This window comes from Lagierella sp. (assembly GCF_029983815.1).
In the GTDB taxonomy this organism is placed as follows: Bacteria; Bacillota; Clostridia; order Tissierellales; family Peptoniphilaceae; genus Mediannikoviicoccus.
In genome coordinates, this window is record NZ_JASBYU010000029.1 from 1 (window position 1) to 11,614 (window position 11,614).

Consider the following 11,614-nt stretch of genomic DNA (forward strand, 5'->3'; position numbering starts at 1 on the left):
AAGGCACTTCCTGAGTGCCTAATTATAATATCAATTTTATTTAACCTTGTCAAGGGTTTTTCATAAATTTTTTGCATATTTTTTACATTCTTAATATATTCAGCGTTTTTTTAACTTTATTTGCTTTATCTTAGGTAATGAAAAATCCATTTTAGGCCATTTTGCATTTGAAATAGTTTTTTAATCTCTATTTTCATCCTTTAATGTTTTTATTTACAGGCCTTAATCTTTAGTCTTACTTTTGTTTTGTCTTATTCGTTTTTTTCTTCATAAATCTTTTTTCTTGCACTTTTTTAAAATATGTTCTGTAATTGTTGAGAGATTTTGAAAATATAGAAGATAATACTACACCCAAGGCCAAGCCCAATGCATATATTCCAGCATTTGCTATATTGAATACCGCATCATTGAAATTCTTTGTGGCAAAAGCATTCATCATATTATATATTGCAAGTCCAGGGACAAGTGGTATCAATCCAGATGCTAGAAATACCGTTGCAGGTAATTTGTTAATTCTCGCAAATATTTCAGCTACGATTCCTATTACAACTGATGCAGCCAAATAAGCTCCAAAGGTCATATCAAATTGGTCCCACAAAATTTTATATACTAGCATTCCTGTAGCCCCTGTTATAAAATTTCCGACTAAACTTTTTTTTGGACTTCTATATAAAAGGGAATATCCAACTGATGCAAAACCTGACATTATTGAATTTAATATAAGATTCATAAACACACCTACCTAAAAAACAGCAAGGTGGTTCCTACACCTAGCGCCATTCCAGCTCCTACTATTAAAGAGTGAACCAATCCATAAAGACCTGAAGCCATATCCCCGGATAAAAAGTCTCTAATTGAATTGGTAAATGAAAACCCCGGTAAAAAAGGCATTATAGCCCCTGTTATTATTATGTTCAAAGATTTTCCAAGCCCAATATTTATACCTAGGACACAAATCATAGAAGCTATTAGACATCCTATTGTAGTATTGATAAATAGCGGAAGCTCTCTTTTAGCTCCAAAGCTTGATATAAGTTGACCACAAAAAGCCGCTGTCAAAGTTATAAAGAAGTCAACTACTCCTCCATTAAAATTTGCTATTAAAAAGGCTGAACCAAGCCCTGCAAATATGGATAGAGGTAGCATGTCATTTTCTTCTTCCATGTAAATTCTTCTTACAATTTCTATCCCTTCGTCTATGGTATACATACCTTGAGTAAAATTTCTAGAAAACTCATTAATCCTGGACACTTTTCCTAAGTTATAATCAATTCCTTGGAAAGTTCTCATAGTAAAAAATCCTTCCCCTCACAGGTGAAATTTACCATAACCATATTGTAAGTAGCGTAGATATTAACATATTCAATATTTTTATATTTTCCACATAGTCTTCTAGCCGTATCCTCTGCCCTATAGATCTCAGCACCGTTTCTAACCAATTGCCTTGTAACATTTACAACCAACACTGCCAATCTATCGGCGGATAACTTGTCTAGAGTCAATAATTCTTTATATCTCTCCATAGTTTTAGTATATCATAGTAAAGTAAGGTCTCAAAAAAATATCAGACAATATTATGGATTAGTCAATTATTAAAGAACATAAAAAAAAAGAGTAATCCTACTCTTTTTCTGACTGCTTAACGGCTTCCTTTACTGCCTCAATAATTCCCTTTGAAGACTGGGTTGCTCCTGTAACAGTATCCACCTCTATTTTCTTTTCCTCTAATATTTTTTCTCTTATTTCAGGGAAGGCCTTTTCTATAAACTCCTTATTATCTTCATAGTCCATAAGTTCAATATCAGATATTTCACCTTCAGAGTCTATGGTTACAGAAACCTTGATTTCTCCATTTCTTCCCTTACCAAATGCCTCATATGTACCTGCTTTTTTTATTTTTTTACAGCCTGTAAATGCAATGAGCACTAATAGGATAGATAATAATATTTTGCATCTTTTTTTCATGTTCTCACCTCCTAAATATTACCAACTATTAAAGAAGCTGTCAATATCGCTAAAATAGTGTACAATAGTTATAAAAGGGAGGTAAATATATGAAATATACTTTAAACGAAAATGTAGAAGCAATTGCAAAAGTTTCATTTGTTAAAGATTTAGATAGCTTATCAAATGAAGGTTCAGTAAATGAAAATGTGTATTTGAAGTTAGGCCAATTCAAAGCCTACACTTTAATGAATTCTTCTAATTTTAATCTATTAGTTGTAGTGAAAGATGAATTCGAAAAACCAAAACACCTAATAGATTTAGGATTCAAAATCTCCAAAGAAGTTAAAAAATTCAACATTTCATCCTTGGAATTGTCCTTTGACGAAAAACTTGAAAAGAAGGTAATTTTAAATATCTTTGAAGGAATACTTCAAGCTGAATATGAATTCAAGGACTATAAGACAAAAGAGGAAGACGAAGAAGATAAAGAATTAATCTTAAATCTTTTGTTTAAACAAGATCTAAGTAAATCAGATTTTGAATACGTTGAAAATATAATCGATGGAGTGAACTTTACAAGATATCTTGTGAACACACCTGCAATTGATATGTATCCAGAGACACTTGCCAATGAGACTAAGAAAAAACTTGAAAGTGTCGGAGTCAATGTCAAAATTTTAGACAAAGAAGAAATAGAAAAGTTAAATATGAAAGCCTTTCTCGCTGTGGCTGAAGGATCTGATAAAGAACCAAAATTTATTATTATGGAATATCTACCGGTAAAAGACCAGACTCCAATAGGCCTGGTGGGTAAAGGATTGACCTACGACTCTGGTGGATACGCTTTAAAAAATCCTAAGGGAATGGCTACCATGCATGGCGATATGGCTGGATCAGGAACTGTAATTGGAACTATCTATGCCCTAGCAAAGAACAAGGTACAGAAAAATGTAATTGGATTTGTTGCCGCTTGTGAAAATATGGTTTCAGGAAGATCATATAAAAACGGCGATATTATAAGTTCAATGAAGGGTACTTTTATAGAGGTTGTCAATACAGATGCCGAAGGAAGACTGACCCTTGCAGATGCAATATATTATGCTGCAACAAAAACTGATGCACAACCAATTATAGATCTTGCTACTTTAACAGGCGCTTGTGTTATAGCCCTTGGTGAAAAGACTACTGGTGTAGTGACAAACGATGATTCACTTTATGAAAAATTTGAAACTTCATCTAAAAATGTAGGTGAATATTTCTGGAAATTGCCTACTTTTGATGTTTTGAGGGATTTGTTAAAAACAAAGAGGGCAGATATAACGAACTCCACAGGAATCTATGGAGGCGCAATGACTGCAGGTCTATTCCTAGAGCATTTTGTAGAGGAAAAGAAATGGGCCCATTTGGATATTGCTGGACCAGCCTATGCAGATTCTGCATATGACTATATTCCTTTTGGAGCCACAGGAGTACCAGTTAAAACACTATATGATTTTGTAAAAAACTATTAATATAAAGAGAAATGCAGTTTTCGAAATTTTGAAAACTGCATTTTTTCTTATTCTAGATTTTTCGGTCCAAAAGCAAATGCCAGTAGATCCTTAAATTTCACTTTTCTATATTCTTCCAAATCTTTTGCAACTATTACTTCCATATCTTCGCTACAAAATTCATTTAAAAATTGTCTACAGATACCACAGGGATAAGAAAATTCATAGTGCTTATCTCCTTCATTGTTCGGCCCTCCAACAATTGCAATTTTTGTAAAAGTTCGCACACCTCTAGAGCATGCATTAGTGGCAGCAGATCTTTCCGCGCAAATAGTCGCTCCATAGGATGCATTTTCCACATTTGCCCCGGTATAAATCTTTCCATCAATTCCAAGTATGGCAGCTCCAACTGCATACTTTGAATAAGGAGAGTAGGAGTTTTTTCTAATCTTCATGGCCTCTAAAATTAGTTCCTTTTCAAGACTATCTAACATATTTCCTCCAAAAAAATGACCCACTAATTCCTATTTGAATTTAGAGGGTCATTATTTAACAATTTTATGGTAATTTTCTTTGCTCGTAGGATTTTAATATAACTTCTACTGGTTTTCTAGCTTCATATCCAGAAATAAGCGGAAGTCTATCTTCTTTAATCGCATCTATAAAATCCTTCAATAGTGGGGTATGTCCATCACCATATACATTTTTAACTTTTGATGAGTCATCTTCTTCGACAACTTCAGTTTTATCTTCGAAATTCCAAGTCTTTATTTCATTAACTGCCAATCCACCTATAACAGCAGTTCCGGTTTCACCGAAGATACTCAATGTCTCTTCTAGATTTTTCGGATAGACACAGGCTGAACCTTCTATAATACCTATTGAACCATTTGCAAATCTTAACAATATTGCACCAAAATCTTCCATCTCAATATCTCTAAGGAAGGTCCCTCTTTCCGATTGCACTGATACCACATCAGAACCCATCATCCAAAGAAGTAAGTCAATGTTGTGAATACATTGGTTCATCAAAGTTCCACCATCAAGTTTTCTAGTTCCCCTCCAAGGAGCCAAATCATAATAATTTTGGTCCCTTGTCCAAAGAATTCTAGCAGTACCATTGATAAGACGTCCAAACTTACCTTCGTCTATTGCCTTTCTCAATTTTTGAATTGGAGGATTGAATCTATTTTGATGACAAACTCCAACCTTTAAATTCTTTTCTTCGGACAACTCATTTATTTTATCTATTTCTTCTAATGTCATGGCCATTGGTTTTTCAATCAAAACATGTACATCTTCTTCAAGACAATGAATTGCTATGTCGCCATGGTATCCAGACTCAGTACATATCATTGCAAAATCTGGTTTTACTTCCTTAAGCATTTCCTTATAGTCAGTAAAAACAGGCACATACCTTTCTGGGAAAGATTCCATATATTGATTTTTCTTTTCTATGGCTCTATCTTCAATTACATCACAAAGGCCAACTAGCTGAGTTTCACTGTCGTTATCTATTAGAGCTTGTACATGTCTATAGGATATTCTCCCGCATCCAATGATAACGCCTTTTAACTTTTCCAATTCAAACCTCCGATTATAATAATTCGATATTGTTATTATTATCCTTTACATCTTTAGTAGCGTACTTTGTATCGAATACGTATTTAGCATTATCAGCAACCATTTGATAATCTACATTTGAGTGATTTGTTGTAATAACTACTAAGTCATAAGATGCTACTACTTCTGGAGTCAATTCCTTTAATGAATTTACCTTTTCTCCATTTTCGTCGATATAAGATGGATTGTATCCATCATAATAATCAAGCTCTGCACCTTCATTTCTGAAGTGTTCTATAACAACTAAAGCTGGGCTGTCTCTTAAATCGTCAATGTCATTTTTATATGCAATTCCTAGAATCAATACCTTTGCTCCATTTAAAGACTTCTTGAATTTCTTAGATAGAATTCTTAAAGATCTATCTATAACCCATTCAGGCATGAAGTCATTAACTGAACCTGAAGCCTCTATGATTCTCATATGAGCATCATATTCCTTTGCCTTCCAAGTCAAATAGAAAGGATCTAGAGGTATACAGTGTCCGCCAATTCCAGGTCCTGGATAAAAGGCTTGGAAACCATAAGGTTTAGTCTTTGCAGCATCTACTACTTCCCAAATGTTAATTCCCATTTTATTAGCAATAAGTGCAAATTCATTTACAAGTCCTATATTGACATTTCTATAAGTGTTTTCTAGAATTTTTTCCATCTCAGCAACCTTTGGAGATGATACAGTGAACACTTCTCCCTCCAATACATTTCTGTAAAGAGCAGCTGCAACTTCAGTAGAATCTTCTCCAACACCACCAATTACCTTTGGAGTGTTTTTAGTCTTGTAGATTTTATTACCTGGGTCAACTCTTTCTGGAGAGAAGGCTAAGTAGAAATCTTCCCCACATTTAAGACCTGATCCCTCTTCAAGGATTGGAAGCATTAACTCTTCTGTAGTTCCTGGATAAGTTGTTGATTCTAAAACAACAATAGAACCCTTCTTCAAATATTTAGAAACATCTGTAGTAGATTTTTTAACATAAGAAATATCAGGTTGTTGATATTTGTCTAAAGGTGTAGGAACTGCTATTGCAATAAAGTCACAAGATGCAACTTCTTCGAAGTTGTCAGTAGCTCTTAGCATTCCATTTTTCGCTAATTCTGATAATTCTTCATCAACGACATCACCTATGTAGTTGTGACCTTCATTAACCATTTTAACCTTCTCAGGTAAAACATCGAATCCGATTACTTTATAGCCTGCATTTGCCTTTTCTACAGCTAGAGGTAGACCAACATAACCCAATCCAATAACACCTACTACCAATTCCTTTGATTCAATTTTTTGTAATAGTTCTTGTTTAATATTTGACATTCTTTACTCCTTCTCTCTCAAAAAATTATCTTCTAACTTATATATTCTACCACAAATTCCACATTTATACTCGTGAATTCCGGATTTTTTTAAAGTTTCACCACATTCACATGCATATCCTATTCTCCTAGCAGGGTTACCAACTACGATTTCATGATCCTTTACATCCTTTGTAACCACAGCTCCAGCACCAATTAGGGCAAATCTGCCAATGGAATTTCCACATATTATTGTTGCATTGGCTCCTATAGAAGCGCCTTTTCTTAGAATAGTCTTTTTGTATTCGTCCTTCTTTTCAATTAGAGAACGTGGGTTTATAACATTGGTGAATACACATGAAGGGCCTAAGAATACACCCTCTTCACATTCAACACCAGAATATACAGAAACGTTGTTTTGAATTTTTACCTTATTTCCAATTTTAACCCCTGGAGAAATCACAACATTTTGACCTATATTGCAATTTTCTCCAATTTCACAGTCGGACATAATATGGGAGAAGTGCCAAATCTTGGTTCCTTCTCCAATAATTGCCCCCTCATCCACATAGGACGATTCATGAACAAAGTACTTACTCATTCTCATACTCCAAAATGCATTTTGCAATATATTCTATTTCATCATCTCTTAATTCTGGAAACATAGGTAGAGCAAAAGTCCTCTTAGAAAGATAGTCTGCGTTAGGGCAGTCTTCAGGTTTATAACCTAAAGGTTTAAATACCTTTTGAAGATGCATAGGAACAGGATAATATACACCTGTGGCAATTCCTTTTTCCTTCAAATAATCAACCATCTTTTCCCTATTCTCAGATTGCACTATATAGAGATGATACACATGTCTAGAGTCTTCTTCCTTTTTAGGAGTTACTAAAACATCTTTAAGTTTTTCATTGTACTTTTTAGCATTTTCTATCCTATTTTCCGTCCACTTTTCCAAATGTTTCAATTTAATTCTTAAAATAGCCGCTTGAATCTCATCAAGACGGGAGTTTTGACCAATAAGGTAGTTATAGTATTTTAAAGGATTGTAAACAGTATTATCCGCAGATTCATCTACTTCTACTTCCTCTTCAATTCCATTTATTATATTATAGGCTCTTAGTCCATTTTCACCAGAACCATGTACTTTTAAAGCACGTAAGATAGTTGCTAGCTCATCATCATTTGTAGCAAGCATTCCTCCGTCTCCTGCACAACCTAAGTTTTTTGTAGGAAAGAATGAAAAACAAGCTATATCTGAAAGAGTCCCAATCATATTTCCCTTATACTTACATCCAATAGCCTGGGCTGCATCTTCAATTACATACAAGTCATGTTTTCTAGCTATTGCATTGATATCGTCCATCTTACATGGATTTCCAAATATATGAACAGCTAGAATGGCCTTTGTTTTCGAACTTATCTTTTCTTCAATAAGTGATGGGTCTATATTATAAGTATCTAAGTCCACATCTACAAAAACCGGAGTCGCTCCCACATAGGCAATGGCCTCAGCAGTTGCAAAAAAAGTATAAGCAGTTGTTATAACTTCGTCTCCTTCTCCAATTCCTAGTGCTTTTAAAGCCAAAATCAAAGCATCGGTACCATTTCCCACAGATATAGCATTTTTTACACCTATATAATTAGAGAATTCTCTTTCGAATTCCTTTACATTTTCTCCCATAATATATTGAGCATTCTCAAGAACACTTAAAACTTCCTTGTTCGTTTCTTCTTTTATGTTCTCATATTGTCTTTTTAAATCTATTAAAGATATATTCATAGATCCTCCTTTATTGACAAAATCAAATATCCGACTTCTATTTTAACACAATATTGTTAAACTACAGTAAAACTAAAAAATCTACTCCTCTTCAAGCCTTCCAATAACTTTAACAAGTTTTTCAGTCAAATTTTTAAAGTCAAAGTCCTTTGAAGCCTTCAATGAGTTTTCACAATATTGTAAATAACTTTCTGGTTTTTCTCTATATAAATTATAAAAATAGATAATTCCCTCCGCCATTGCCTCTTCACTATCGCCTTTGACAGTCAAGCCGCAATTGTATTTTTCAAGGAGGTCATGGCCACATTCTACATTTGAGATAACAGGTTTTCCAGAACCTAAATATTCAAATAACTTGTTAGGACTTAGTCCATATTTAAAGAGCTCTGGCAGATGAGCTAATGAAAGAACCTGTAAGTCCGATTGGGATAGTATAGATGGGACTTCTTGTTTATTAACCCAACCTTTAAAAATCACATTATCTATTTTTTCATCACGAACATACTGTTCCAGCTCTTTTCGTTCCCCTTTGTCTCCAAATATTAAGAATTTGATATCAGTATAGCCTCTATCCTGGATTATTTTAAAAGCTCTTATGACCCTACCTAAGTCATTGGCTTTTCCAATGGCCCCACTAAAGACCACATTAAAATTATCCTTATTGGAAAGATCTTCATCTTCATATACGAAGTGGTCTCTGTTGTGGTAATAGTCTTCCAAAACAATACCATTATTGATATAGGCAACCTTAGAAGTGTCCAGGCCAATCCTTTTGATATAGTCGATACCACCAGGAAGCGTGAAAAGGATGATATCTGATTTTTTATACATCCACTTTTCAATTCCATAGAGGATTTTTGCAATAACATTATTTCTTCCCATCTTGCCCATGGCAACAAAAGTCTCAGGCCACAAATCCCTGGTTTCAGTGATAAATTTTGCCTGGTGTTTCTTGGCTTGAAAATAACCTGCAATCCAAGCTAATGGATGAGGTCCTGATGCAATTACCAAATCTGGTTTTCCAAACTTATTTGGTATAAATAGGGCTTTAAAAAAATACTGCAATATATTAATAACCCTTTTAAAACCATTGTCGTCATAAGAAGAAGCCTTTAAAAATACATAATCCACCCCATTAAACACCTTCTCCTTGTAGGGGTTTTCATTTGAAATCATATTTATCTGAGTAGTATGGATTGTTGAGGCTGTGAATATTTTAACACTATATCCCCTTTCAATCAAATTCTTAGCAAAATTATAATGTCTATTAAATTTTCCTATATTCGGTGGATCAGCATAGTGATTGATAATCCATATATTTTTAATCTTACTTGTCATCTATTTCTATTCCTATTACTTCTAAAATGGTAATAATTATTAATTTTATATCCCTCAAAACAGAAATGCGTTCCAGATATTCAAGATTGATCTGCAATTTATTTTGCATGATTTCATGGATATAAGTGTACTCTGGATCTTTGCTTTTAGCTAAAACAGAAGATTCATCCTTATATTTTATGGATGCCAAATCCGTTATCCCAGGTCTAATTTTAAGTACATTCTTCTGATAACCATCATACAGTTTAGTGTACTTTTCTACCTCCGGCCTCGGCCCAACAAAACTCATATTTCCAAGGAACACATTGATCAGTTGTGGCAGTTCATCAATTTTACTCTTTCTTAATAACTTACCTATTTTAGTTATTCTATTGTCTTCACCTACGGTAATTAACATTCCTTTTTTGTCCGCATCCTGAATCATCGTTCTAAATTTATAGATTCTAAAAGGAATCTCATCTTTACCTACTCTTTTTTGTCTATAGAAGATTGGTCCAGTAGAGGTCAATTTAATTATTATACTGATAATCACAAAAGGGATGGCCAATATTATTAGTCCTAGTGCAGAAACTAAAATATCGAAAAATCTTTTCAGAATTAGCGTAAAGCTTTTTTCCCTTAACAATTCATCAATATGTCTTGAAAAATCCTCCGGACTCATATTATTACTTTGCATACTTTTTTACAATTTCCAAAAAGTTTTCAGCAACATACCTTGCTTCTTCATCAGTTAACTTACTGTGAAGAGGAAGTGTAATTTGGTTTTTATATTGATTGAAGGCATTAGGATAATCATTAATATTAAAACCAAGGTCTTTATATGCTGTCATCATTGGAAGTGGTTTATAATGAACATTTGTAGCAATATTTCGTTTTGCCATCTCTTCAATTATCTTATTTCTAACCTTTTCATCAATACCTTTAATCCTAGTTAAATAAAGATGGCAATTGCTGATGTAATTTTCTCCGATATGTTTAAGGGTCTCAATTGGACTATTTTCAAAAGTCTCTTCATAAATTTTAACTATATCCTTACGTCTTTGTAAAATTGAATCGTATCTTTCAAATTGAGCAAGTCCCATAGCCGCCATGATATCCGTCATATTCATCTTGTAATATGGTCCTATTACATCATATTCCCAGGCGCCAAGCTTCATCTTGGAAAGAGCATCCTTACTTTGTCCATGTAGGGAAAGAAGTTGTAGCTTTTGATAAAGCTCTTCATCATCAATTCCATCGATGGAATTCCATGATAACGCCCCTCCTTCACCAGTGGTAAAGTTTTTTACCGCATGGAATGAAAAGGAGATAAAGTCGCTGTAGTACCCAGTCTTTTCATCAAAGTACACCGAGCCAAAGGAATGGGCCCCATCGGAAACTAAAGCAACCCTTCCCATAGCTTTTTGTATATCATTATTTGGTCTAAAAATATTTTTCTTCTTTTCCAAAATCATTCTAATCCTATTATAGTCTACTGGAACTCCAGCAATATCAACTGGAATTATCGCCTTGGTGTTTTCATTTATAAGACTTTCCATTTTTTCATAGTCCATAAAATAAGTTCCCGGCACAGTATCTACCATGACTATCTTAGCTCCAACATGATCGATAACAGATGCAGAGGCGGTGTAAGTATAAGCTGAAGTTATTACCTCATCCCCTTCACCTATTCCCAATAATCTTAAATTCAACTCCAATGCAGCAGTTGCGGAGTTAAGACAGATAGTCTTATCCGTTCCTATATATTCAGTAATTAATTGTTCTAATTTTTTAGTTTTTGGTCCTGTCGTAATCCATCCAGATTTTAACGTATCAACAACCTCATCAATTTCTAGTTGTGTAATATCTGGTGGTGAAAATTGAATATTCATAATTCCTCCAAAATTTCAAATTCTACATAATAGTATAAACTTTTATACAATATTTTTCAAAATTTGACAAACCTTAAATTACCCATAAAGCCAAAAATTTACACTACTTATCAGCACATCCTATTATATAACAAATTTTGACATTGTGGGATTGTCGGAAAGTATAGGGTTTTATAATCCCTTTGACTTTAGGATTTATAGTAAATTAAAGCTGATTTGTTTTTTTACTAAACTGATAAACCCTAAATTTATCCCGATAAGACCTGCTTCATTTTAA

At 33.7% G+C, this 11,614-nt stretch carries 13 protein-coding genes; 1 reads left to right on the top strand and 12 read right to left on the bottom strand.

Annotated elements, in window-relative coordinates:
• Positions 1 to 235: 235 nt before the first annotated feature.
• The 4 genes from Q1K37_RS08055 to Q1K37_RS08070 form a co-directional block, all read right to left on the bottom strand.
• On the bottom strand, positions 236 to 730 hold the full coding sequence (locus Q1K37_RS08055) for a threonine/serine exporter family protein (protein ID WP_300411158.1): 495 nt from the start codon (positions 728 to 730) through the stop codon (positions 236 to 238).
• Positions 731 to 738: 8 nt separating this feature from the next.
• Entirely contained in the window at positions 739 to 1,290 is a 552-nt protein-coding gene (locus Q1K37_RS08060; RefSeq protein WP_300411160.1) for a threonine/serine exporter family protein, read from the bottom strand.
• Positions 1,287 to 1,502, bottom strand: a complete 216-nt coding sequence (locus tag Q1K37_RS08065) for a threonine/serine exporter family protein (protein WP_300411162.1) — start codon at positions 1,500 to 1,502, stop codon at positions 1,287 to 1,289. Before Q1K37_RS08065 ends, Q1K37_RS08060 begins: the two co-directional genes overlap by 4 nt.
• Positions 1,503 to 1,620: 118 nt before the next feature.
• Positions 1,621 to 1,965, bottom strand: a complete 345-nt coding sequence (locus Q1K37_RS08070) for an FMN-binding protein (RefSeq protein WP_300411164.1) — start codon at positions 1,963 to 1,965, stop codon at positions 1,621 to 1,623.
• Between the two features lie 89 nt (positions 1,966 to 2,054).
• Here Q1K37_RS08070 and Q1K37_RS08075 point away from each other — a divergent pair, with 89 nt between their 5' ends.
• A complete protein-coding gene (locus Q1K37_RS08075) occupies positions 2,055 to 3,458 on the top strand; it encodes a leucyl aminopeptidase (protein ID WP_300411165.1) in 1,404 nt (467 codons plus the stop codon).
• A 47-nt stretch (positions 3,459 to 3,505) separates the two neighbouring features.
• Here Q1K37_RS08075 and cdd read toward each other — a convergent pair whose 3' ends face one another.
• The 8 genes from cdd to Q1K37_RS08115 form a co-directional block, all read right to left on the bottom strand.
• Positions 3,506 to 3,931 carry a cytidine deaminase gene (cdd, locus tag Q1K37_RS08080; protein WP_300411167.1) on the bottom strand — a complete coding sequence of 142 codons (426 nt, stop codon included), beginning with the start codon at positions 3,929 to 3,931 and terminating at the stop codon, positions 3,506 to 3,508.
• Between the two features lie 64 nt (positions 3,932 to 3,995).
• On the bottom strand, positions 3,996 to 5,021 hold the full coding sequence (locus Q1K37_RS08085; protein ID WP_300411169.1) for a Gfo/Idh/MocA family oxidoreductase: 1,026 nt from the start codon (positions 5,019 to 5,021) through the stop codon (positions 3,996 to 3,998).
• A gap of 13 nt (positions 5,022 to 5,034) precedes the next feature.
• The gene (locus tag Q1K37_RS08090) at positions 5,035 to 6,366 is read right to left on the bottom strand and encodes a nucleotide sugar dehydrogenase (RefSeq protein WP_300411171.1); all 1,332 of its coding nucleotides are present in this window, start codon (positions 6,364 to 6,366) and stop codon (positions 5,035 to 5,037) included.
• Positions 6,367 to 6,369: 3 nt separating this feature from the next.
• A complete protein-coding gene (locus tag Q1K37_RS08095) occupies positions 6,370 to 6,945 on the bottom strand; it encodes an acyltransferase (RefSeq protein ID WP_300411173.1) in 576 nt (191 codons plus the stop codon).
• Complete coding sequence (locus tag Q1K37_RS08100) at positions 6,938 to 8,128, bottom strand: DegT/DnrJ/EryC1/StrS family aminotransferase (RefSeq protein ID WP_300411174.1); 1,191 nt, start codon at positions 8,126 to 8,128, stop codon at positions 6,938 to 6,940. The genes Q1K37_RS08095 and Q1K37_RS08100 overlap by 8 nt, the downstream gene beginning before the upstream one ends.
• Before the next feature lie 81 nt (positions 8,129 to 8,209).
• On the bottom strand, positions 8,210 to 9,466 hold the full coding sequence (locus tag Q1K37_RS08105) for a glycosyltransferase family 4 protein (protein ID WP_300411176.1): 1,257 nt from the start codon (positions 9,464 to 9,466) through the stop codon (positions 8,210 to 8,212).
• The gene (locus tag Q1K37_RS08110; protein WP_300411178.1) at positions 9,456 to 10,142 is read right to left on the bottom strand and encodes a sugar transferase; all 687 of its coding nucleotides are present in this window, start codon (positions 10,140 to 10,142) and stop codon (positions 9,456 to 9,458) included. Before Q1K37_RS08110 ends, Q1K37_RS08105 begins: the two co-directional genes overlap by 11 nt.
• Positions 10,132 to 11,337: a DegT/DnrJ/EryC1/StrS aminotransferase family protein gene (locus tag Q1K37_RS08115; protein WP_300411180.1), complete on the bottom strand. Its 1,206-nt coding sequence runs from the start codon at positions 11,335 to 11,337 to the stop codon at positions 10,132 to 10,134. The genes Q1K37_RS08110 and Q1K37_RS08115 overlap by 11 nt, the downstream gene beginning before the upstream one ends.
• Positions 11,338 to 11,614 lie beyond the last annotated feature (277 nt).